This window comes from bacterium (assembly GCA_036382775.1).
Lineage (GTDB): Bacteria > Hydrothermota > Tepidihabitantia > SM23-42 > JAOAFX01 > DASVHD01.
In genome coordinates this window covers 1-23,511 of record DASVHD010000002.1, presented here as the reverse complement: position 1 = coordinate 23,511, position 23,511 = coordinate 1, and the positions used below count along the sequence as shown (strand labels likewise).

General features: G+C 51.8%; 26 protein-coding genes and 1 pseudogene. 11 read left to right on the top strand and 16 right to left on the bottom strand.

What is annotated here, in order from left to right; translation table 11 throughout:
- Position 1: 1 nt before the first annotated feature.
- Genes VF399_00145 through nadD form a run of 5 tightly spaced genes read left to right on the top strand, consistent with a single transcriptional unit; the run spans position 2 to position 3,707 of the window.
- Positions 2–1,006, top strand: coding sequence for a diguanylate cyclase (locus VF399_00145; protein HEX7318754.1), 1,005 nt, complete (start codon positions 2–4; stop codon positions 1,004–1,006).
- A 10-nt stretch (positions 1,007–1,016) separates the two neighbouring features.
- Complete coding sequence (locus VF399_00140; GenBank protein ID HEX7318753.1) at positions 1,017–1,466, top strand: DivIVA domain-containing protein; 450 nt, start codon at positions 1,017–1,019, stop codon at positions 1,464–1,466.
- Between the two features lie 7 nt (positions 1,467–1,473).
- Complete coding sequence (locus VF399_00135) at positions 1,474–2,364, top strand: tetratricopeptide repeat protein (GenBank protein ID HEX7318752.1); 891 nt, start codon at positions 1,474–1,476, stop codon at positions 2,362–2,364.
- The gene (bamD, locus tag VF399_00130; protein ID HEX7318751.1) at positions 2,364–3,092 is read left to right on the top strand and encodes an outer membrane protein assembly factor BamD; all 729 of its coding nucleotides are present in this window, start codon (positions 2,364–2,366) and stop codon (positions 3,090–3,092) included. The genes VF399_00135 and bamD overlap by 1 nt, the downstream gene beginning before the upstream one ends.
- Before the next feature lie 33 nt (positions 3,093–3,125).
- Positions 3,126–3,707, top strand: a complete 582-nt coding sequence (nadD, locus tag VF399_00125) for a nicotinate-nucleotide adenylyltransferase (GenBank protein ID HEX7318750.1) — start codon at positions 3,126–3,128, stop codon at positions 3,705–3,707.
- Positions 3,708–3,829: 122 nt separating this feature from the next.
- On the opposite strand, the gene VF399_00120 is transcribed toward nadD, so the two are convergent.
- Both VF399_00120 and VF399_00115 read right to left on the bottom strand, forming a co-directional pair.
- The gene (locus VF399_00120) at positions 3,830–5,098 is read right to left on the bottom strand and encodes a DUF1015 domain-containing protein (GenBank protein ID HEX7318749.1); all 1,269 of its coding nucleotides are present in this window, start codon (positions 5,096–5,098) and stop codon (positions 3,830–3,832) included.
- 140 nt (positions 5,099–5,238) lie between these two features.
- Positions 5,239–6,138, bottom strand: coding sequence for a hydroxyacid dehydrogenase (locus VF399_00115; GenBank protein HEX7318748.1), 900 nt, complete (start codon positions 6,136–6,138; stop codon positions 5,239–5,241).
- A gap of 144 nt (positions 6,139–6,282) precedes the next feature.
- Between VF399_00115 and hslV the strand changes: the two genes are divergently transcribed.
- Positions 6,283–6,837 (top strand): ATP-dependent protease subunit HslV, encoded by a 555-nt coding sequence (hslV, locus tag VF399_00110; protein ID HEX7318747.1) that lies wholly within the window; start codon positions 6,283–6,285, stop codon positions 6,835–6,837.
- Between the two features lie 21 nt (positions 6,838–6,858).
- Here the strand turns inward: hslV and VF399_00105 are convergent, their stop codons facing one another.
- The 9 genes from VF399_00105 to rplM all read right to left on the bottom strand — a co-directional run bounded on the left by VF399_00105 (position 6,859) and on the right by rplM (position 13,293).
- Complete coding sequence (locus VF399_00105) at positions 6,859–7,719, bottom strand: sigma-70 family RNA polymerase sigma factor (GenBank protein ID HEX7318746.1); 861 nt, start codon at positions 7,717–7,719, stop codon at positions 6,859–6,861.
- 43 nt (positions 7,720–7,762) lie between these two features.
- A complete protein-coding gene (locus VF399_00100) occupies positions 7,763–9,253 on the bottom strand; it encodes a Do family serine endopeptidase (protein ID HEX7318745.1) in 1,491 nt (496 codons plus the stop codon).
- 86 nt (positions 9,254–9,339) lie between these two features.
- On the bottom strand, positions 9,340–9,636 hold the full coding sequence (locus tag VF399_00095) for a hypothetical protein (protein ID HEX7318744.1): 297 nt from the start codon (positions 9,634–9,636) through the stop codon (positions 9,340–9,342).
- 47 nt (positions 9,637–9,683) lie between these two features.
- Complete coding sequence (gene frr, locus VF399_00090; GenBank protein HEX7318743.1) at positions 9,684–10,241, bottom strand: ribosome recycling factor; 558 nt, start codon at positions 10,239–10,241, stop codon at positions 9,684–9,686.
- Between the two features lies 1 nt (position 10,242).
- Entirely contained in the window at positions 10,243–10,956 is a 714-nt protein-coding gene (gene pyrH, locus VF399_00085; GenBank protein HEX7318742.1) for a UMP kinase, read from the bottom strand.
- Between the two features lie 71 nt (positions 10,957–11,027).
- Positions 11,028–11,615, bottom strand: coding sequence for a translation elongation factor Ts (gene tsf, locus VF399_00080; protein HEX7318741.1), 588 nt, complete (start codon positions 11,613–11,615; stop codon positions 11,028–11,030).
- The gene (rpsB, locus tag VF399_00075; GenBank protein ID HEX7318740.1) at positions 11,587–12,321 is read right to left on the bottom strand and encodes a 30S ribosomal protein S2; all 735 of its coding nucleotides are present in this window, start codon (positions 12,319–12,321) and stop codon (positions 11,587–11,589) included. Before rpsB ends, tsf begins: the two co-directional genes overlap by 29 nt.
- 147 nt (positions 12,322–12,468) lie before the next feature.
- Positions 12,469–12,852 (bottom strand): 30S ribosomal protein S9, encoded by a 384-nt coding sequence (rpsI, locus tag VF399_00070; GenBank protein ID HEX7318739.1) that lies wholly within the window; start codon positions 12,850–12,852, stop codon positions 12,469–12,471.
- A 12-nt stretch (positions 12,853–12,864) separates the two neighbouring features.
- Complete coding sequence (gene rplM, locus VF399_00065; GenBank protein ID HEX7318738.1) at positions 12,865–13,293, bottom strand: 50S ribosomal protein L13; 429 nt, start codon at positions 13,291–13,293, stop codon at positions 12,865–12,867.
- Between the two features lie 168 nt (positions 13,294–13,461).
- Between rplM and VF399_00060 the strand changes: the two genes are divergently transcribed.
- Positions 13,462–15,909, top strand: a complete 2,448-nt coding sequence (locus VF399_00060; GenBank protein HEX7318737.1) for a DNA polymerase I — start codon at positions 13,462–13,464, stop codon at positions 15,907–15,909.
- 179 nt (positions 15,910–16,088) lie between these two features.
- Here VF399_00060 and VF399_00055 read toward each other — a convergent pair whose 3' ends face one another.
- From VF399_00055 to VF399_00045, 3 genes are all read right to left on the bottom strand, one after another.
- Positions 16,089–17,006 carry a PhzF family phenazine biosynthesis protein gene (locus VF399_00055; GenBank protein ID HEX7318736.1) on the bottom strand — a complete coding sequence of 306 codons (918 nt, stop codon included), beginning with the start codon at positions 17,004–17,006 and terminating at the stop codon, positions 16,089–16,091.
- Between the two features lie 35 nt (positions 17,007–17,041).
- Entirely contained in the window at positions 17,042–19,105 is a 2,064-nt protein-coding gene (locus VF399_00050; GenBank protein HEX7318735.1) for an adenosylcobalamin-dependent ribonucleoside-diphosphate reductase, read from the bottom strand.
- An 88-nt stretch (positions 19,106–19,193) separates the two neighbouring features.
- Positions 19,194–20,255 (bottom strand): hypothetical protein, encoded by a 1,062-nt coding sequence (locus VF399_00045; GenBank protein HEX7318734.1) that lies wholly within the window; start codon positions 20,253–20,255, stop codon positions 19,194–19,196.
- Between the two features lie 106 nt (positions 20,256–20,361).
- On the opposite strand from VF399_00045, the gene VF399_00040 reads away from it, so the two are divergent.
- The 4 genes from VF399_00040 (at position 20,362) to VF399_00025 (ending at position 22,909) form a co-directional block, all read left to right on the top strand.
- Entirely contained in the window at positions 20,362–20,832 is a 471-nt protein-coding gene (locus VF399_00040) for a cyclic nucleotide-binding domain-containing protein (GenBank protein HEX7318733.1), read from the top strand.
- On the top strand, positions 20,789–21,721 hold the full coding sequence (locus VF399_00035) for a histone deacetylase (protein ID HEX7318732.1): 933 nt from the start codon (positions 20,789–20,791) through the stop codon (positions 21,719–21,721). The genes VF399_00040 and VF399_00035 overlap by 44 nt, the downstream gene beginning before the upstream one ends.
- Positions 21,722–21,769: 48 nt before the next feature.
- Positions 21,770–22,402, top strand: coding sequence for a SagB/ThcOx family dehydrogenase (locus tag VF399_00030; protein ID HEX7318731.1), 633 nt, complete (start codon positions 21,770–21,772; stop codon positions 22,400–22,402).
- A gap of 369 nt (positions 22,403–22,771) precedes the next feature.
- Positions 22,772–22,909, top strand: a complete 138-nt coding sequence (locus VF399_00025; protein ID HEX7318730.1) for a hypothetical protein — start codon at positions 22,772–22,774, stop codon at positions 22,907–22,909.
- Between the two features lie 91 nt (positions 22,910–23,000).
- On the opposite strand, the pseudogene VF399_00020 reads toward VF399_00025, so the two are convergent.
- Positions 23,001–23,324 (bottom strand): annotated as a pseudogene (locus VF399_00020) (four helix bundle protein).
- The coding region (locus tag VF399_00015; protein HEX7318729.1) for an SIS domain-containing protein at positions 23,321–23,511 on the bottom strand (191 nt) is incomplete at its 5' end. The pseudogene VF399_00020 and the gene VF399_00015, both read right to left, overlap by 4 nt.

Below are 23,511 nucleotides of genomic sequence, written 5' to 3'. Positions count from 1 at the left end.
AATGAACCGTTATATCAAGATCGGATACGATGGGATCGAACTGGAGCTGCCGGTCCACGCGCTCTACCTTTACCGCGGCGTCGAACAGCTCCTGACGAACATAATCCCGCTGATGACCGAAGGGATCGAGCGCAAGGAGAAATGTTTCTTTATCGGCAAGGAGAACGCGGCTAAAAGTTTGAAAGAGGAATTCAAGAATCAGATCACGATCATCGATAAACCGATCCAGGCGCCCAACTTCCTGCCCTGGCTCAAGAGCGAATATGACAAGCTCGCAAAAAATTTCCACGGCATGAGGATCTTCATCGAAAGCGACAAAGAATTCCTGCACTTCGAGGACGTTCTGGACGATTTCAATACCCAGCCGGATATGAAGATATTCCTTTTATGCCAGTATCAGATCAGCAACGTCGACTCGCAGGAACTCCTGGAGATCCTGAAAACCCATCCATACGTGTTCGTCGAGCATCTTCTTAAGCCGAACTGCTTTTATTCCCGGGTCAAGCACCGCATCTGGCTGGATCCACTGACCGGCATCTTCAACCGCCGGTACTTTGAGAATCAGCTGAGCAAAGAATTGCAGCGGGCTTCGCGGTACGAGCATAACCTCTCGATCCTGTTCATCGATATCGACCACTTCAAGAAAGTGAACGATGAATTCGGTCACCAGCTCGGCGACCAGGTGCTCACTGAGCTGTCGCAGATCCTCGAGCGTTCGCTCCGCAGCGTCGATGTCGTAGCGCGTTATGGTGGCGACGAATTCGTGATCTTGCTGCCGGAAACGAAAAAGCCATTCGCGACCAAAACCGCCCAGAGGATCCTGAATACGATCCGGCACTATGATTTTTTCAAAGAAAACCTCAAGATCAAGGAATTAAGCGTGTCCATAGGTGTGGCGTCGTTCCCTGACGATGCGGGCGGCACGTACGAACTGATCAAAAAAGCCGATAAGTCTCTTTACGAAGCAAAAGCCAAGGGCGGCAACCAGGTAGTTGCGGCGGAATAGAGGAGGATGCATGGGCATCACACCATTGGAAATTCGCAAGCAGGAATTCAGGAAGATCCTGCGCGGTTATGATCATCACGAAGTCCGGTCTTTTCTGGAAATGGTCTCCAACGAGATCGAAAAGCTACTCAGGGAAAATGCCGGGCTGTCGGAAAAAGTGAAGGACCTCGACGCGAAGATCGAGGATTATCGCCGCATGGAAAAGATCCTGCAGGACACCTTGACCACGACCCAGCAAGCCACCGAGGAACTTAAGGAGGGGGCGAAAAAAGAAGCCGAAACGATCATTGCCAACTCAAAAATGGAAGCTCAGCGTTTTTTGCGGGAAGCCCAGACCGAATTGGCGAAGACCAGAGAAGAGACCAAGATGATCGAACACCAGAAACTCCTGCTGGTATCGGAATTCAGGGGCCTCCTGGAATCATACCTGCGCCTGTTGGAGCGGCTCGAAAAAAAGTAAAAAGTAAATGTCCCTGCCATCCCGTTACCTATACGGTTTTTTTATCAGTCTCGCAGTGGTCCTCATTGCCTGCGGGCAGAAACAGGAAAGGATCAGGAACGCACGCAAGTTCATCAACGAGTGGAATTACGAACGCGCCATCTCGGAATTGATCTCCTTCCGCGAGGACAAGGACCCGGCGATCTCGTATATTCTCGGTTACTGTTATCTCCGCAAGAACGAAACCGCGGAAGCGGCAAATTATTTTTCCCGGACGCTTGCGGAGGACAGCACGTTCGCCGACAGCATCGCCGGCTTCTACACCAGGCTGGCGAAGAACGCGCTGAAAGTGAACGAAACGAACCGCGCCGTCCAGCTCTATGACGAGCTTTCCAAACTGGTCCCCAATGCCGTCGGGGCTGACGATCTCTTTCTTATCGGTGACGTCAATTACGATCAAGGCAATCACCTGGTCGTAATCCAGGCCTATCAAAAGGCGCTGGCGATTGATTCGCTGTCGTCGACCGCGCGCAAGGCGCGAAACCGGCTGATAAGATCGCTCCTTGCCAGCGACAGCTTCGCGCATGCGCTTGTCCTGGCAAAGGTCGAGTACCAGCGTTCCAAGATCGCGGATAATGTGCTCCAACTCGGCGAGATCACCTACGCCGTCGGCAAAAAATATTTCGAATCGCAGATGTACGACAGCGCTATGGCCTATTTCGATGAAGTCCTGGGTCAGCAGGAACCGAAATCGCTCCTCGATGACGTTTATTTCCATCTCGGAGAGATCTACCTGCGGCAAGACAGCCTGACTCTGGCGCTTGACGCCTATAAAAAAGTCCTGCGCTTGAATCCCTATCAAAAAGGCGATCTCGTCGCTAAAGCCCAGGCAAGGATCAAGGAGATCAAGGAGAAATAATGAAACGGATAACACTCCTTCTCGCGCTCTGCCTGCTGGCCGCCTGCACCAGGCAAGTCCTGGCCCCGCTCGATGCGGTGGACGAATACGAACGTGCATTATCATTTTTCAATAACGGTAAATACGAACCTGCGATCGCAGGTTTTGAAAGGGTGATCTTCTACCATGCCTCCAGCGAGTATGTCGATGATGCCCAGTACTGGCTGGCCCGGTCATACTTCGCCAAGAAGGACTATTCCCAGGCGATCCTGGAATTCGATTACCTGATAAAGAATTTCTCCAATTCCTCGTTCCGGGAAGAGGCCTATCTTTACCGGGCAAAATCCTATTTTTTCAATGCACCCGGTTATGAAAAAGACCAGACCGAAACCCGCGATGCGATCGGGTATCTTGATGAATTCCTCACTCAGTTCCCTACCTCAACGCATGCGGATGAAGCCAAGGAACTAATCCTGACCGCCCGGAGCCGCCTGGCGGTCAAGGAACTGAAAAACGGGAGGATCTACTTGAAGATGAATGAACTCGATGCGGCCGCGATCTATTTCAAGTATATTCTGGAGAGTTTTCCCGAAACCAAGGTGGTATCGGAAACAAAGTACTACCTTGCTGGAACTTACGAGAAGAAAAAAATGTCCTCTGAAGCGCTGGCATTGTACAATGAACTATTGAGCGACAGCACATGGAAGCACCGGGCCGAGAAAAAAATCCGGAAGCTGGAAAAGAAATAAGGCGCGCGTGCCGCCTCCCTTTGACAAGCAGCCATGAAGACGGCGGTCAAATACGGTATATGGGGCGGTCTGTTCGATCCGCCTCACGTGGGGCACGTCATCCTTGCCCAGTGGATAAAAAGTGAATTCGGACTGCATAAGATAATCTTCGTACCCGCCGGTAAGCCTCCACACAAAACATCCTATTCACCATACCGTGTCCGGCATCACATGGCCCGCCTCGCGGTCAAAGGGAACCGGTGGTTCGAAGTGACCGATATCGAGAGACACATCGCGGGTACGACCTACACGGTGGATGTCATCCGGCGGCTAAAAAAAGGGTTGTATGGAAAGCTTTATGTCATTATCGGCGCCGATCAGTGGAACGAAATACTTACCTGGAAAGATCCGGATAAGCTTTTTGAGGAATGTCGTTTTATTGTTGTGCCCCGGATGCCGTATAAGATCAGAAAGATCAAGCCTTATTACAACAACGTCCTGATAAGCCAGTGCCCTGCGATCGGAATCTCATCGACCATCATCCGGGAACGGATACGAAAAAACCTCCCGGTCCGCTACCTGGTCCCGGATGCGGTGCACGATTATTTAAGAAAGAAAAAACTCTATTTATCCTAATCGATATTTAATAGATTCGGATTCTTCCCCTTCACGATGTTCAGGGTCAGAATGACCGGCAGGGATGTCATTCTGAGGGCTTCGTCAGAAGCCTGAAGAATCTCGATTTGTTTTGAAAAATTTCAGGCGATGTCGTAAAAAACCAGCCCGGAAATCAACTTGGGGAAAAAATCCGTCGATTTCTGCGGCATCCGTTCATGGTGCTGTGCCACTTCCTTTACCTGTTCCGGCTGCGTCGGATTCATCAGGAAGCAGAACTGAAACTCGCTGCTGTCGACCCGCCGTATGGTCTCCTCAATGCCGCGTTGATACCTGATATGATCCTCGATTTTTTCTGATCTGATACCGAGGATCTTCTCGATCAGCAGCGTATGGAGGATGGCCACATCCAGCTGCTGGAAATCGCGGCTTTTATCCTTTAACAACTCTGCCATCACCTCCGGCGACCTCAACTTAACGATAAACGCTACGCCAGGGCTATAAAAACCATAGGCCTGGCTCTTTTCTGCGGCCAGTTCCCTGCCGATATTTTCACGGCCGGTCTTTTTCACTAAAAAATACTCTTGTGCCTGTTTTTTGAATTTCTCAGCTTCGAACGCCGGAAGGTTCGTGATCAGCCGGTGCGTGGGCAGGATGACCAGCCCCGGGTCCTGGATATTGACCAGCACCATCATCTTGAAACGTGCCGGATGATCGGTCCCGATACCCTTCAGCTCCTGGGAGTAGGAGTAAAACGTTTCATAGCGGTGATGACCATCGGCAATGACGAATGTCGATGACCGCATCCGTTCAGCGATCGATCGAATCAAAGCGGGATTCGATATCTGCCAGAGCTGGTGGTTCACGCTGTTATCGTCAGCGACATCGATCAGCGGCGGCCGGCTGCATTCCTTCTCGAGCATGGTCATCACCGAATTCCCGGTGTCCGTGTACAGCATGAATACCGGCTCAAAATCCTTTTTCGTTATGCGAGTCAAGCTCATCCTGTCCTCTTTGGGCTTGGACAGGGTCTTTTCATGGGGCAGGATACCGCCCTTACCAAGTTCCTCGAGCCGAACCGTGCAAAAAAATCCTTTTCTTATATACGGCTTCTGATCGACCGTGAATTTCTGGAAGTAGGGATAGATCGCGGGCTGTGCGTCCTGCGTAAAGATCTTTTTAAGTATCCAATCCTCGACCGACTTTTTTGCCTCCTCGTATTCCCGCGGGCGGTCGTGCCCGTCCGCGTAATGCGTCAGCACCAGGTTAACGAAGCTATATGGGCTCCTTTTTTTATAGTCTTTTTCCATCTCATCGGTGATCTGATCGTACGGCTGGGTTATGACATCGGCGATCTTTTTGATCTTTTCATTATTATATCTGATGCCGTTAAATGGTCTTATCTCAGGCATTATATCTCCCTATTAAGCTTATCAGAAAATCAGGTTATCAGGAAGCGGATATCAGAGTATCAGGATATCTGGAATATAGTCCCGATATCCTGTTTACCTGTGATTCTTCAGCCTGATTTTCTTGTATTCTGATGTCCTGTTTATTCCTTCAGCGCGTCGCGCACCAGTTCCGCTATCTGGACGCCTGCCCTGCCCTGTCCCTCTTCGGTCTGCGCGCCGATGTGGGGTGTGGCAATGATCTGTTCAAGGCCGAATAACTTATGCTCCTTGGCCGGTTCGGTGGCGTACACATCCAGTGCTGCCACGCGCACGGTTCCCGCCACGATCGCGTCATAAAGCGCGTTCTCGTCGACCACGCCGCCCCGAGCGCAGTTGATGATAGCAACACCTTTTTTCATCTTGTCAAAAGCCGCCTTGTTCAGGATATTCGCGGTCTCGTTCGTTTTGGGGATGTGTAGTGAAATGTAATCCGCCTTTTTCAGCAGCTCATCGAGGCTGACCAATTTCGCGAAATCGCACGTTTTAACATAGGGGTCATAAGCCACGATATCCATGCCCATGGCCTTCGCTCTCTTTGCCAATTCCATGCCGATGCGGCCGATGCCGATGATACCCAGCGTTTTCCCGTACAGCTCAAAACCGTGGAATTTTTTCTTTTCCCATTTGCCCGCCTTGGTCGACGCGGTCGCCTGCGGTATCAACCGGGCCGCGCCCAGCATCATTCCCAGGGCCAGCTCCGCGACCGATATCGACGTAGCCGCGGGTGTGTTGACGACCTTTATGCCTTTTGCCTTGGCGGCATCCTTGTCCACGTTATCCAGACCCACTCCGGCCCTGCCGATGACCTTAAGATTCTTACCGGCCTCGATTATCTCCTTAGTGACCTTAGTGGCGCTGCGCACGATGATCGCGTGATATTCAGGTATCACTTTAACGAGTTCTTCCGGCGGCAGCCCTGCTTTTTCAACGACTTCAAGACCGCTTTTCTTAAGAAGATCAACGCCTTCCTTGGCGATCGGATCAGATATCAAAACCTTCATGTAAATCCTCCTTTCTATTTCTTTGTTATTTTGCTGAAATGAATTATCACAAGTGGTATAATCATTAGAAAATTATTATATACAACCGGTGTTCAAAGTCAATGCGGTGATTGACAGAACATGTGAAATAATTATAATGAATATATGCAAGATACGCCAAAAACTCACGGCACGACGATACTGGGACTGCGGTACAAGGGTTCCGCGGTCATTGGTTGCGATGGGCAGGTCACGACCGGTGAAACGATCATGAAACAAACCGCCAAGAAGATCCGGACGCTGGGTCAGAACAAGATCCTGGCTGGTTTTGCCGGCGCGACCGCTGATGCCCTTACCCTCTTTGAGCGGTTTGAGACAAAACTGGAAGCCTACCACGGCAACCTGAGCCGCAGCGTTATTGAACTGGCCAAGGAATGGCGGCAGGACAAAATTCTCCGGCGCCTTGAAGCCCTGCTCGCGATCCTCGATACGGAGCACGCGTACATTCTGTCCGGAGCCGGGGATATTATCGAACCTGATGACGGCATCGTGGCGATCGGTTCGGGGGGTCCTTATGCCCTGGCAGCTTGCCGGTCCCTGGTCAAACATTCCAACCTACCGGCAAAAGAGATCGTCGCCGAATCCATCAGGATCGCGGCGGGGATCTGTATTTATACGAATACCGAGATCTATATTGAAGAATTAAAGCCGGGCGCTTAAGTAAAGTAAGACTTTTGAATTTTACTTCGATTTAGCGAGTATGTTCTTCAGTTTCCTCAAGGCGTTATCGCGTATCTGCCGAACCCGTTCGCGGGTAATGTTCATCATCCGGCTGATCTCCTCCAGACTCTGCACATCATAATCACCCATGCCAAAGTTGCGTTTCAGGACTTCCTGCTCCCTGGGAGCGAGTTTACACAGGGCTTTTTCTAATGCCTCTTTTTCGATCTTTCTTTTGAAAAGCTCGTCCGGCGCCGGGGTGATCAGATGACTCTCGCCTTCAAGATCGAGGCGGACCGTTTCTATGTAGGGGGTTTCCATGTCTTCCTGTTCAAAGGTCTCGTCAAGCGAATAAGGCGGCACCAGCTCCGTGAGGGCGAGCGATACGGCTCCTGGATCGGATTTGAGCGTCTGCGCCAGCTCGTTGACCGTCGGTTCCCGTCCGTTTTTCTGGATAAAATCAGGGGTTATGCTCTGGATACGCCGCGCCAACCGGCTTTTGGGTACGATGCCGCGCGCAGCGCTGAGCGCCTCATAGATCGACCGTTTGATCCACCATACGGAATAGGTCGCGAACCGGTAGCCTTTCCGCTCGTCGAATTTATCGACCGCGTGTATCAGCCCTTCGTTGCCGGCGTTGATCAACTCGCTCAAACTGATCCGTTGTGATACAAAACGTTTGCATATATAAACGACGATCCTCAGATTGGAGACGATCAGCTTTTCTTTCGCCGCCGGATCATTTTTTTCGCGTACCCTTTTCGCAAGCGCGTACTCTTCCTTCTTGTCAATGATACTGAACTGCCCGATCTCCTCCAGGTACTGCCTGAGACTGCGCTCGCTGAGTGGCCGGTTTCGTCCGTACGAGTGACGACCCTTCATTCCCCTTCCTGATCCCCTTCCCGCCTTGCTGCTAAGCAGTGCTCTAAGGCGTCAAGGCGACATAGACCTTCCGCTGGTTGCGCTGGAGTTGGAAAACAACCGGTTTGCCCTTGGCCAAACCAGCGACCGCCTTCTTGTAGTCAACCACGTTCTTGATCTCGGACTTGCCGATACCCATGATCACATCGCCCGCTGTGATACCCGCTTTTTCCGCGGCCGAACCGGCCTGAACGGTGATCACGATCACCCCGGTGGCAATATCCATTTTGTACTGGTCCGCCCTTGGGTCATTGACGTTGACTACGGTCAACCCCAGGCCGGATTCTTTTTCCTCTTCGACCGAGGCATTTTGTTCCGCCGGCATCTCGCTTACGGTCACCTGGACGCTTTTCTCCTTGCCGTCGCGGAAGATCTTCAGGGACACGGTCTTGCCGACCGGCAGCGAAGCGATTGTGATCCTGAATGACTGCACATCCTCAACTTTTTTGCCGTCGATCTCCAGTATCACGTCGCCGTTTTTTAACCCCGCCCGGCTGGCAGGCGTGTTGTTCATCACCTCGCTGACCAGAACACCGGATAATGTGGACAAACCAATGCCTTCTTTAAGGTCCTCGGTAATATCCTGCAGGTATATTCCGAGATAACCGCGCGTCACCTTGCCCTTGTTCCTGAGTTCGTCGATCACGGTCTTCGCCAGGTTGATCGGGATCGCAAAGCCGATCCCGACATTTCCGCCGCTGGGTGAAGTGATCGCCGAATTGATGCCCACGGCCTCGCCGTGGATATCGACCAGCGGACCGCCCGAATTCCCGGGATTAATGGCGGCATCGGTCTGCAGGAACGACTGGAAATCCGGACCTTCGGGCAGGGTGATATTGCTGCGACCTTTGGCCGAAATAACCCCGACGGTCACCGTTCCCTCAAGATGAAAAGGATTTCCGAACGCGATCACCCAATCGCCGACCTTGATCTTATCGGAGTCGCCGAGCTGCAGCGACGGCAGTTTGTCCTTGGTAGAGATCTTCAGCAAGGCTAGATCGGTTCGCGCATCCGAACCCACTACCTTCACTTCGTCTCCCTTGAACTCCCTTTTGTCGATCAACTTGACGATAATCTCCGTGGCGTCCTTGATAACGTGGAAATTCGTGATAATGTACCCATCTTCGGAAATGATGAACCCCGAGCCGAGGGTCTGGTTCCGTCCTTCATTGCGGGGGAAATTCTTGAAAAAATCGCGGAAGAAATCGTCAAATGGACCGCCGAAATCCCACTGCATGTCCGGGGTTTCGGCACTGATCTTATGCTCGGCCGAGATATTAACCACTGCCGGTGACACTCTCTCCGCCACCGAAACGAACGGGCTTTCGCCCGCTTCGTTCACCAGCGGTATGGGCGTTGATGTACTCGGGCTGGCTTCCGTCTTGTTGACGAGTGCCGGTATCCCGGTGCTGATGATAAGCCCGAACAAAAAGGCGCACACTGCGGCCGCCCCTGCCACTATTCCTACCATGCGAAGCGATAATTTGCCTTCCATGTCAAACCTCCTCAGGTACATCTTTCCCCGAGACTAAAAAATAAAGTGACCGCAACCAGGATACCCCGGCCGCTACGGCACTGGGTTTATTTTCCTATTTTTTTATATCCGGCTTCTTTTATTTTCAGCTGTCTTGTCAAACTCCTGATCTTTCTGATGATCGTGGTTACCTTCTTGTTGTGCTGCCAGTCCTCACTCTTTCTGATGAAGAACTGGTCGTACGTCAGCTTTCCCAGCGCGTGGAATTCTTCCTTCAGGTTGCGTTGCAACTCAAAAAGTTCAAGTTTGAGCTTACCCTTCAGCGTCAGATCGCCGGCTTCCTTGCTTATCACCCGGGAAGCATCATCCAGCCACTTCGAAAAATCATCCCAGAACTTAGCCATCGTATCACTCCTTCTTTTTAGACATATACTTTAAGCGAAAGTTTAGCTTATGTTTCACGAATATCCTTCTCTTTCTTCTTCAAGATGTCGTCGATCTTCTTGATGTATTCGTCGGTCATTTTCTGAATTGCTTCCTGGGTCTTGAACGATTCATCCTCGGTGATCTTCTTATCTTTCTCTTCCTTCTTGATCTCGTTGTTGGCGTCGCGCCTGATATTGCGGACCGCGATGCGGCATTCTTCAGCGAGTTTCTGCGACAGTTTTACGAGTTCATCGCGGCGTTCAGTCGTCAGCGCGGGCAGTGCAAGACGGATCACATTGCCATCGTTATTGGGCGTCAAGCCGATGCTTGCCTTGTGGATCGCCTTCTCGATAGCGCCCAGCGCCTGTTTGTCCCACGGCTGAATGACGATCAGGCGGGGCTCTGGAATGCTGATGCTGGCGACCTGGTTCAATGGCAAAATGCTGCCGTAATAATCGACCTTGACGTCATCGAGCAGAGCCGGTGACGCCCGGCCGGTCCTTACCTTTGACAATTCCTGGGTCAAAAGAACGATGGATTTTTCCATCTTGACCTTGGTGTCGTCTTTGATCTTCTGGCTCATGTCATCCTCCGTTTGTGACCAACGTGCCGACTTTATCCCCGGCCACGACCCGGCTCAACGGGTACTTCATGAAGTCAAACACGTAGATCGGCATGTTCGTTTCATGACAGATCGTGAACGCTGCCGCATCCATGACCTTCAGTCTTTTCTCGATAGCTTCGGCATGGGTCACACGCTCATAGAACCGCGCCCGGTTGTTCTTTTCCGGGTCGTCGGAAAAAATGCCTCTGACCTTGGTGCCTTTTATTAAAACATCCGCGTCTAGCTCGGCTGCGCGCAATGCCGCCGATGTATCGGTCGTGAAAAGCGGATTGCCGGTGCCGGCGACATAAATGATAACCACGCCCGATTCATAAAGATCCTTATCCTCGGAACGGTTGACCCGGGGGGCGATCCCCGGGATCTCGATCGCGCTGCGCAGCACGCTTTTGATCCGCTGTTTTTTGAACAGCGAATGCAGGACCATGCCGTTGACCACGGTCGCCATCATGCCGCATATATCGGCGTCGATCCGGTCGATCTCATGACTGGTTTTGCCCCGGATAATATTGCCCCCGCCGACAACCAGAGCGACCCTGACGCCTTTCTTTACAACCGCGCCGACCTGCCGGACGATATGGTTGATGATCTTGAAGTTGAAGGATTCGGTTCCCAGGCCCATTAGTTCGCCCGAAAGTTTCAACACGATCCTTCGATAGCTACGGCGACGTTTCATCGCTCGCCCCTCCCGTATTGTATCCTTTGTCTATGTGTATGGATAAGGCAAATTGAGTGTGGTCCGGATCTTTACTCACCGAGCCGGAAACGGGTAAAACGCCGGATAACGATATTCTCGCCGAACTTGGCGATATGCTCTTTTAAATAATCTCCCACCGTTTTTTCCGGTATCTTGACAAATGGCTGTTCGACCAGGCATACGTCGCCATAGAACTTTTCCAATTTCCCCAGGATTATCTTCTCCACGATCTCCGGAGGCTTTTTCATATCCTGAACCATGCTCCGGTAGATCTCCTTCTCGCGTTCAATGACTTCCTGGGTCAATTCTTCGCGGCTCACGACCATGGGCTCGCTGGCTGCAATGTGCAGGGCAATATCCCGGACGAATCTTCTGAATTCCTGGGTCCTTGCGACAAAATCGGTTTCACAATTCACTTCGACGAGCACGCCCAGACGGTCACCCGGATGGATGTAAGCGTCGATGATACCCTCTTTGGCGACGCGGCCTACTTTCTTTGCTGCCTGCGCCAAACCCTTTTTTCTTAAAACATCAACCGCTTGCTCAATGTTACCGTTGGTCTCCATCAGTGCGTTCTTGCAGTCGACGATCCCGGCGCCGGTCCGTTCTCTAAGTTCTCTGACCATCTCCAGATCCATACGCCTCCTTTTCTTCCGTTTCAAAACCCTTTCTTCCTTCGAGCACCGCATCGGTCATGATCCGGACAACTGCACTGATTGCCCTGATGGAGTCGTCATTCCCCGGCACCGGATAGGTCACGTCGGTCGGATCGACGTTCGTATCGACGATCGCGACCACCGGGATATTGACGCGGTTGGCTTCTCGCAAAGCCGTGGAATCTTTGTTGATATCGACGATAAAAACCAGGCCCGGCAGGCGGTCCATGTCTTTTATGCCTTCAAAATTCTTGAACAAATGGCTGTATTCGCGTTCCATCCGCGAAAGTTCCTTTTTGGGCAGGAGTGCCCACCGTCCGTCCTCTTTCATGTGTTCCAATTCTCTCAGACGGTGGATCCGCTGGTTGAGCACGTCATAATTGGTCAGTAATCCGCCCAGCCACCGTTCCACGATGAAAAAGATCTTGCCCCGGCTGGCTTCTTCCCGGATAACGTCCTTGGCCTGTTTCTTCGTGCCGACGAACAGGATGCCCTTGCCCTGTTCCGCGACCCGGACGACCACTTCATAAGCGCGTTTCAGGGCTTCGAGGGTCTGACGCACATCAATGATATGGACGCCGTTACGCTTGCCGAAAATGTATTTTCTCATTTTCGGATTCCAGCGTTTCGTGCGGTGCCCGAAATGGATTCCCGTACTAATGAGATTTTCCACGCTTGTCAATTCCAAATAGGCCTCCTTAAACTGCGAACAAACAGCGAATTAAACGAATGGCAGCGAATATACCGAATGTCGGTATTCGTTCTGTATTCGCACAATTCGCTGTCATTCGTTCCATTTGTTTTTTATTCGCACCGTTCGCATGATTCGTTTTTTCTAACGTTTCGAGAACTGGAACCGCTTTCTTCGCTTGGCCAGGCCGTATTTCATCCGCTCTTTCTCGCGCGGGTCGCGCCTCATCAAACCGGCGCTCTTGAGCGGGGGACGCAGATCGGCGTTGATTTTGACCAAAGCCTTGGCGATCCCCAAGCTCAGCGCCCCGGCCTGACCGGCAATGCCGCCGCCCAGCACGCGCGCGTTGATATCGAAGTTCCCCTTTACTCCCGCTGTTACCAGAGGAAGGTTGATGATATCGACCAGGTCCTGCCGGCAGAAGTACTTAAGCGCTTCCTTGCCATTGACCTTTATGATCCCAGTACCCGTGGTAAGCATAACTTTAGCTGTCGCTCTTTTTCTTGAGCCAGTGACCATTTCAGCCATCTGATTTCCTCCTTACACGTCGATCAGTTCTGGTTTCTGAACACCATGGGGATGTTCAGCCGCAAGATAGATCTTAAGACGACATAGACGCAGTTTCCGCAGACGGTTCTTGGGCAGCATGCCGCTGACCGCATGATATACCGCTTTTCTCGGATTTTTTTCCAGCAGCGACTGTAAACTCTGGGCTTTAAGACCGCCGGGATACATAGTATGATGATAATAGATCTTGTCGGTAATTTTCTTTCCGGTGACCTTGAACTGCCCGGCATTGAGCACGACCACATAATCGCCGCAATCGACCTGCGGCGAATAATCTGGTTTGTTCTTGCCGATGAGAATTTTTGCGATCCTTGTCGCCATCCGGCCCAGTATCCGGTCCTTGGCGTCGACAATGTACCATGCGCGCTTGACCTCGTTATTCTTTAAAACCTTTGTTTTCATAGCGATAATTATATGCAATTGCCATGAAAAGTCAACACCTTTGTTGGTACTCTGTCATTTCCATAGCCCGCACCCACAAAACGATGGTATTTCAGCAAAATCCAAGTGGCATGAGATAAAAATTTCAATTACTCCTTGCCATAAGCATACAATTGAATATACTTCTCCATGGCGAAAAAATTCGTACTCGTCGACAGCCATTCGATAATATTCCGCTCCTATTTCGCGTTCATCAAGAACCCGCTGAAAAATTCAAAAGGCGAAGTGACTTCCGGCATTTACGGATTCTTAAACACGCTGGACAAGATCAAAACCCGGTTCGTGACCGATTACATCGTCCTGGTGTTCGACCCGCCGGGCGAAACGTTCCGGGATAAAATATTCAAGGAATACAAGGCGACCCGACCTCCTCCACCCCAGGACATTCCTTTCCAGGTCGCCAAGGTAAAAGAGATCACGGTTTTGCTGGGGATGAAGCAATACGAGATCCTTGGTTACGAAGCAGACGACGTGCTCGCGACGCTGGCGAAAAAATTAAAGACTTCCGGCGATGTCTACATCGTGACTTCTGACAAGGACCTGTTGCAGCTGGTCGACCGCTCGGTTTTCATTTACGATGCGTACCGCGATTTGATCATGGATACCGAAAAAGTCATTGAAAAATACGGAGTCGGACCCGAGCGGATCGCGGATTACCTCTCTCTGACCGGCGACAGTATCGATAACATACCGGGTGTAGACGGGATCGGCCCGCAAAGAGCCCTGGAGATACTCAAAAAATACCTGACGATCGAAGAAGCAGTGCAGAAAGACAAGCGTCTCGTTGAACACAAGGATGAGGTCATGCTTTCCAAAAGCCTTGTCCAGTTGGATTGCGATGTACCGATACAGATCGCTTTGGAAGATATTAAAATAAAAGCACCTGATCTTAAAAGTTTGATACCGGTATTGACCGACCTTGAGTTCCATTCCTACATCAAACAGCTCGGCCATTTCAACGCCGCTGATGTGTCGGTCATCGATACCGTCGTCTCTAAGGTGGAGTTGGAAAAACAGATCCATATCGGTATCGGCATTGAGCAGGACACGGTCTACGTGTGCATGGAGAAAGACAGTGTCCACCGCATGGCCAGAGCTGAGGCCGTCCCGATAACAAACGAGCCCCGCGTAATAAAAGCGGGCGGCGACCTCAAGGAGTTCATGAACCACTGCCCGCTCAGTTCACCCGTTTTTGACGTCGCGATCGGGGCGTGGCTCCTCGACCCCAACCGCTCGTCATATACCGTGGATGACCTCGGGCTGAAATATTTGAACGAGTACCGCGACGCGTCGCCGGCCCGCTCCGCGCAGACCAGTTACGAGCTGTATCCCATCCTCGCGAAGGAACTGGAAGATCTGAGCATGCGCGACCTGTACTTCGATCTTGAAGAACCGCTTATCTTCGTGCTTGCCGCCATGGAGAAGCGCGGGATCAAGATCGACATCCCGTATTTCAAGGAACTCCGGCACGAAACGGAAAAAAAGCTCGGTGAATCGGAAAAGACGATCTTCTCGCTTGCCGGCAGGAATTTCAATATAAATTCGCCCAAGCAGCTCTCGCAGGTCCTGTTCGAGGACCTGAAACTGCCGCCGGTCAAACGCGGCAAAAGCCATTTCTCGACCGATGTCGAGGTCCTCAAGCAACTTAGCCTCAAGCATGAATTGCCCGGGGAGATTCTGAAGTACCGCGAGCTTACCAAGATCAATACGACCTACATAATACCGCTGGTCGAGTTCGCCCGGGACGGCCGCATCCATACGACCTTTGACCAAACCGGCACTTCGACCGGCCGGCTGTCCTCGCTCAATCCCAATATCCAGAACATCCCCATCCGCAGCGAGCTGGGCAAGAAAATCAGAAAAGGCTTCATCGCCGAAGACGGTTACAGTTTTATCTCCGCTGATTATTCCCAGGTTGAACTGCGTATCCTCGCCCACATGACCAAGGACAAAAACCTTATCAAGGCGTTTGCCGATGGAAAGGATATCCACAACCACACCGCGTCGCTTGTTTACAACATTCCGGAGGACAAGGTGGACGGAAAACAACGCCGCATGGCCAAGGTCGTCAACTATGGTTTGATCTACGGAATGAGCGATTATGGGCTCGCTCAGAGCCTGGACATACCAAAAGAGGAAGCGGTGCAGTTCATCCAGTCGTATTACGCTCTCTATTCAGGCGTCGATGCCTGGCGCGCAGAAGCGCTGCGTTTCGCGGAAGAAAAGGGTTACACCCAGACCATTCTGGGCAGGCGCCGTCCCCTTCCCGAGATCCTTTCGCCGATCCACAACGTCAAAGAAACCGCAAAGCGGATCGCCATCAACGCGCCGATCCAGGGCAGCGCCGCCGACCTGATCAAACTCGCCATGATCGAGGCCGAAAAGAAACTGACGCGGATCGGTTTAAAACAGGGTTTGCTGCTTTCTATCCACGACGAATTGCTTTTTGAGATCGAGGATTCAAAAATCAAGGAAGTTGTGGAACTGATAAAAGAAGCGATGGAACACGCGCTTAGCTTGATCGTCCCGGTGTCGGTCACGATCGGGACCGGCAAGAACTGGGCCGAAGCGCATTGAAAAAAATGAAAGCATGCTGAGAAGAGAAGGTGAGGGGAAGAAACGTGTCAGGATATTTCATAATAATGTTATTATGTAACCATGTAATTATGTTATTAACGGATAAATAAAAAACAAATTTTTGAAATCTTTTAATTACTAACTACCCAATTACATAATTACAAATAATAAACGCCTTCTCACGGCAGCATTATCTTACCTTCGAACGTAATGATCCCCTGGCCTCCGAACGAAACGTGCATGATCTCTTTCTTTACCGTATATACGTGCACGTAGATAATGCCGGGCCTCTGCATGGAATATCCCTGTTCCACCACGACGCGGGTCATCTCCTCAGCCGGGATGATCCCGGCCTCGACCAGGTAATAACCCAGGCACGCGGCCGCTCCGCCTGACGCCGGGTCCTCGTTGATGCCCACGGCCGGCGCAAAATGCCTCATATGAACATTGGAGCCTTTTTCACGCGTTTCCATTGAAAAAGCCAGGATCCCGGTGATCCCAAAACGCTCGCAATAATTCTTCATGAGCTGGTAATTCGGTTCCATCTCCAGCAGCGTCCGGATCGATCGAACGGGAACCGCGATCTCGACCAGACCGGATTCCACCGCTTTCACGGGCATGGATGTTTCCGTGATATCGACCGGCGGGATGCCGAGAAAATTCGAGATCGTCTTGATCTCAAGCTGCATGCTGATCACCCGCGGCGCGGGCAACGATACGGTGATGCGTGTTATTTTCTTATTCTCGACCCTCAGTTCGATCGGCTGAATGCCGGCCTGGGTTTTCTGTTTCAGGGAGGTGATCGGCTCGGTCAGCTTTAGCGCCCCTTCGTGCTCAAGCGCGATATAGGCCGCGATCGTCCCGTGGCCCGAGAACCTGATCTCTTCGGACTGCGAGAAAAAACGCAGGTGCATATCAGCTTCGTCATGTCCTGGGAAAATGAAGGTCGTGTCGGATAGCGGGTTGAGTTCGCGCGCCAACCGGATCAGCTTACCCTCTTCAGTAGCCGCGTCGGCCCCGAGGATGATCCATGCGGGGTTCCCGGCATACGGAACATTGGTAAAGACGCTGATCCTTTTGGTAGTCAGCCAGGTCATGAGCGGCTCAGGTATTCCCTTTCACCGGCCAACGTTCACAGGTCGCAGATGCCGGTGCTGCTGCACAGCGACTTCATCTGCATTACGTTACCCGCGTTGGCCGACCCGAACTCCAGGGCCTGTACTTTCTTGCTGCCATACCGGTAGATCGTTATACCTTTGCATTTAAGCTTGTGTGCGAGCAAAAAAGCCGACCGGGTCTGGTCCATGGTAGCGTCCTCGGGGATATTGATGGTCTTGCTCACGCTGTTATCAACGTATTTCTGGAAAACCGCTTGCATCTTAAGATGGAAGTCGGGCATGATCTCATGGGCGATCGGGAACAATCTCTTGACGTCATCCGGTATCTTGGCGATCTTCTTGAGCGAACCGGTATTGACGATATCGGCGATCAGCGATGACGAGTAGAATCCTTTTGCCCGGGCGATCTCCTCGAATATGGGGTTCACGACCAGCAGTGTTGTGTCCAGCGCATTACGCAGGTAGCCAATCGAGAATAAGGGCTCAATGCCCGACGATGTGTCGGCGATGGTGCTGATCGTACCGGTAGGCGCGATCGAGGTTTGCGTGGCGTTCCTCAGAGGACCCATGGCCCGGTATATCGAACGCTCGATGTTCGGGAAAGAACCCCGCTGTTCAGCCAGTGTCCGGGAGGCCTTGCGCGCTTCCTCCCTGATGGCATGCATCAGCTCTTCGGCGAAATTCAGCGCTTCCTCGGAATCGTACGGTATCCCGTTTTTGATCAGGCAATCGGCAAAACCCATGACCCCCAGGCCGATCTTGCGGTTACCCCTGGTGAGTTTGTCGATCTCGGGAAGCGGGTAATGGTTGGCATCGATGACATTATCGAGAAAATGGATGCTGATCCGCACTGCCGAGGCAAGCTTGCTGTAATCGAACTTGCCGCCGGTGAACATCCGCGCCAGGTTGACGGATCCGAGGTTGCATGATTCATATGGCAGGAGTGGCACTTCGCCGCATGGATTAGTGCTCTCGATCTCGCCGATGTCAGGCGTGGGATTGGTCCGGTTGATCTCGTCAATGAAGATCATGCCGGGATCGCCGTTCTTCCAGGCATTCATGACGAGCATGTCGAAAGTATCGCGGGCGTTCAGGCTCTTGACCGCCTTGCCGGTCCGCGGATTGATCAGGTTATAACCCTGGTTATTGATCACCTTGCTGATGAAATCATCGGTGATCGCCACCGACAGGTTGAAATTCTCAAGCTCGCCCTCGTGCTCCTTCGCCCTGATGAACTCGATGATGTCGGGATGGTCAATGCGCAGGATACCCATGTTGGCGCCCCGGCGCTTGCCCCCCTGTTTGATTATTTCCGTCGCCCGGTCAAAGATGCGCATGAAGGAAAGCGGTCCGGACGCGACGCCCATGGTCGACTTGACCACGTCGCCCTTAGGCCGGATCCGCGAAAAGGAAAATCCCGTGCCGCCGCCGGACTGATGGATCAACGCCGTGTATTTGAGCGTGTCGAACATGCTGACCAGCGAATCTTCGACCGGGAGGACAAAGCAGGCGGAAAGCTGCCCCAGCGCGGTCCCGGCGTTCATAAGCGTGGGCGAGTTCGGCAAGAACTCCATGTTCGACATGAGTTGATAGAATTCCTCCTCGGTCCGCTCGGGGCTGCCGCCATAGTTGCTGTCGACCGCCGCGATGGTCTGGGCAACGCGCTTGATCAGATCAGCCGGGCTCTCGATGATCTTGCCGGTTTCGTCACGCATCAAGTACCTTTCCTTGAGTATGCGCAGTCCGTTCAAGGACAGCTTCAGGCTGTCCTTGATGCCCAGTATTTCCTTGGTATTCCTGATCTCGGTCCGGGTCTGGCGGTAGATGATGAAAGCCCTTGCCGTATCATATTTGCCATTGTCAATGAGGAGCTTTTCCACGATGTCCTGGATATCCTCGACGTTCGGTTTGAGACTGCCGAATTTTTTCTCTAATTCCGCGATGACCTGGTCGCCGATAGCCTTGGCCAGGCTCGTGTCCTCATCGGTTGCCGCCAGGGATTTTTCGATGGCGCGGTAGACCTTGCTGGCGTCAAAATCAACGATCGATCCGTCGCGTTTAATGACTTTTTTAATCATAGTTCATTATATATATTTAGGGCAAAAAGACAAGCCCCTGATATTACCCAGGGGCCTGTGCTTAAAAAACCGTTCCCGGATCAACTCATTACATGCACCCGCGACCGCAGCCGCCACCGCCAAAACCGCCGCCGCCACAGCCGCCTCTTGGACGATATACGACCCCCAGGCCGATCTTGAATCCGTGATGGGGTATTTCATAGCTGGGCAGATCGGCGATGTTCACCGAGTATCCGGCATTAATTATAACGTGAAAGTCATATGTTCTCATGAATATCAAGCCGCCGCCGCCGCTGAATACCATCCCAAAGTTCGTTTCAGTATTAAAACCCGATCTGCTCAATATCAACATATGCATTCCAAGTCCGCCGCCGGCATACGGCGCGATGTCGCTTTTTGAAAAAAGGTAGTCGAATTCGAAATCCAGCAAACCGTAATCCAGGACTGAAGGCTCTGTTCCTGACCCGATGGCTTGAGCGCCCAAGGACCATAGATAGGGCATATTGACCTGGATCATGAAGTTCTTGGTCTCAAAGCAGTTAAGCCAGGCAAAACCCATCAGCGAGTTTGCTCCGGCATAGCCGCCCATAGGAAATCCGAAAATGAAGCCGCCGCCCGTCGAGTAGAATCCTTCTTTTCTCCTGGATTCGGTCGTGATCTCCTGTTCGGTGATCATCCCGACTTCGGCTCCCTCATCCACTTTTTTGCCCTCGGCAATTGCCTTGGCGATCCGCTTGATCACCGTGTCCATGTCCTCGGCGGTCTTCGACGACGCGCTCCCGGTCCACAGAACCTCGCTGGTCGCGACGCTGACCACGGTCACCTGGACCACATATTTCTCGCCGAATTTCGAGATCGATCCGAATATCATGCGCTCCACCTTTGCCTTGAACCCGGCCTCGGCCGCGCAGGTGGCCTCATAACAGCTTATTTTCTCGCCGACCGCCGCGTCAAGGGCGTCCGGGTTAAGAACTTGGTGACCGTAAGTTGCCAGTTCGCTGACCAAAAGCTCCGACACCGCGCTGGCAGTTTCATTTATGACATTTATACCTTTAAAGCGCAGGACGCCTACCTTGGCGCCATTGAGCATGACTGGCAGGATAAAAAGAATACAAATAGCCGTCAATACCTTTAGTATGACTTTTCCCATCACTCCTCCTTTTACAATTTGAACACGCCGGTAATTATAACCCGATACTAATTTTTGTCAAGCCCGGTAGGCATTGACAAAAACAGCAATCTCGGTATGATTACGCATGGACCAGAACTGCGTAAAAGAACTCAAGATGTTCGGCGAGCTTAAGGATTTTGAATGGGAGGAGCTTGCCAAATTAGTCATCGAAAAGGATTTTGAAGATGGCGACATCATCTTCAACCAGGGAGACGAGTCTACCGAACTGTATATCCTGCTGAAGGGAGCGGTCGACCTTCAGATAAAACTGGCACCGCAGCTCGGTGAAACGACGATCTACCCGGTCAAACTCAGCGAGATATTCGGCGAGTTTGCTTTCCTCAATCCCAGCCCTCGTTCGGCAACGGCGCGTTGCATGAAAAGAACGACCGTCGGCGTGATCGATAAAAAGGCATTCGATGACCTCTGCAAAAGTTTCCCCAATATCGGCATTGGGTTTTACAAATACGTGACAAGGCAGCTTATTGAAAGACTGCGGCGCATGAACAACTATGTCCGCGACGTGTTCGTACGTTCATGCGGCCTTGAGGCTTGAAACGAAATTTGTATATTCAAACCTTTATAACGCCGAAATCGGGGACCACGTTTTTCCGACCAACAAATACCGGTTGATCCACGACCGGCTGGCAGCCGAGAAGATCATTACCGCGAATAACGTCGTGGCGCCGGCAATGCCGGACAAAAAGGACCTGCTGAGGATCGTCGCGCGCGAGTACCTTGACGATCTCGTGCATCTCCGGACCACGATCCGCACGTTCCCGTCGGAAATGCCGGTAACACAGGTCATTATCGAAGCCCAGATGCTTTGCTGCGACGGCTCTTACCAGGCCGCGCAGGCGGCCATGGACTGCGGGGGCTGCTACCACATCGGCGGCGGTTTCCATCACGCTTTTCCCGACCACGCCGAAGGGTTCTGCTATCTGAACGACATCTGCTACGCCGCGGTGCGCATGCTGGAAAACGGAGTAAAAAAGATCGCGGTCGTCGATTGCGACCTTCATCAGGGCAACGGAACCGCGAAATTTTTCGAGCACGAAGATCGGGTCTTCACATTTTCCATACACCAGGAGCACCTCTACCCGAAAAAGGAAAGGTCAAACCTCGATATCGGGCTTGATTTCAACACCGGTGACGATGAATACCTAAAAGATCTGGACGGCGCGCTTACGACGGTCATCAAGGAATTCAAGCCGGAACTTATCATTTACCTGGCCGGCGCCGATCCTTACATGTTCGACCAGCTCGGCAACCTCAAGCTGACGATCGCAGGCCTGATCAAACGCGACGAAATGGTGGTCGGGCGGGCGCGCGAGAACGGCATTCCGGTCGCCGCGGTCCTGGGCGGCGGGTATGCCGAGGATTTAAACGACACGGTCGAGATCCACTGCAACACGGCAAGGGCGATGAAAAAGATATTGGGTTGACCGTAGTAACAGTACTATTTTATAATTTAAGATAACATAAGGAGGCGCATGATCTTTTCACTAATTTTTTTCTTTGTCAGCCAGATGAAGGAGGATTCCGCAATGATTTTGCCATCGCCGGTGTTCACTAATAAATCGATCGAAGAGTGTATTCAGACGCGCCGTTCGGTAAGAACTTTCCTGCCCAAGGCGCTGACCGGTCAGCAGTTGTCCAACATTCTCTGGGCAGCGCAGGGCATCACGGACACGGCAGCAGGGTTCAGAGCAACACCCAGCGCCGGCGCGACTTACCCACTGGAGATTTTGGTTGCCGTCAAGGAAGGCGTGTTCCGCTATACGGTTGAAAAACACACCTTGAAAAAGGAGATCGCTTTTGATTTGAGAAAGAAAATCGCAGAAGCGGCATCGAGCCAGATGTTCATTGCCGACGCGGGAGCGGTGATAATCATCACGGCGGTGCCGGAACGGACAACGCAGCGCTACGGCGAACGGGGATTCCGGTATATCGGCAATGAAGTCGGTCACTGCGCTCAAAACATCCACCTTGAAGCGGCTGCGCTCGGCCTGGGCTCGGTTCCGGTCGGCGCTTTTAAGGATAGTAGGTTGAAGGAAATTTTGAAGCTAAAAGATTATGAAGATCCTCTTTACATCATACCGGTGGGTGTGCCGAAAGACAGATAAAATAAGAGGGAATAACAGTCCAATGGCGTATCATTGACAAAAAATAAATATTGACTATGATCTTTAAATGGTAAATTACGCAACAAGTGGTGCGGGCAACTGTGATGTCTGGTTGCTGAAAACCGATTCCTTCGGGGATACGGTTTGGACCAGAACTTTTGGTGACGGCTCGAATGATCATGGTCATTCTGTTAATCGCACCATTGATGGTTGTTATGTTATCGCAGGAGCAACCGAGTCTTATGGTGCTGGTAATGGCGATGTTTATCTTATAAAGACCGATGCCAATGGAACGTACACGGAATTAAAGAAAGTAATCTCAGTTTTGTTATGCACGATGATCAAAATGCTACTATCATTAGTGGACCTGTGTACTTACCAAAGGACAAAATATGCAAGGTCTTCGACATCATGGGCCAAGTGGTGACGCCCGACCAGCTCAAGCCCGGCGTCTACTTCATTCAGATCGACAACAAGATCGTTCAAAAAGCTGTTAAGGTAAGATAGATTTTTTAAAGGACATATAGGTCTTATAAGTCCTATAGGACCTATCTTTTTTTTGCGCAAGGGCGCGAATTTCCGTTGCCTTAACGTGATCTTTAGTCCAAAGTTCTAAATTTCGTTGCCGCAGAAAATCCTGATAATCATTCAGCAATTCCTCCAGGCTCGCCCGCGCGATCCCGATCAACTTGAGTTCAGTTTTTTTCGAAGTACCAGAAGCCGTACTGCCTTCGGCGATGTTCTGCTTGCCGTTTCTCGCTGCCTGTACAATCTGGTCATGGATGCGGGACCGGCGGTCGATAAAGCGGTCGCAGAACGCGACCGTGGCATCAAAAACGATCTCAGCCATCTGGTATGATCTGAGATTGCGATACCCGTCATGAGGCGGGATTAGAAGAGGGTGGTCGGCTGGCGTTGTCATTCAGCCGACAGGCGTTTTTTCAGGTATTCTATGCGTTTGACGGGCATTGGATCGATGCCCGTTTTTACTGCCAGGTGATAGCTTAAAAAATCGCCCAGCATGATCGTCCAAAAAACGCGCTGGGCAAGGTCTTTCCCCTGCGGTTCGATCTCCAGAACCTCGCTGGTCTCATTCTGGATGATCTCCT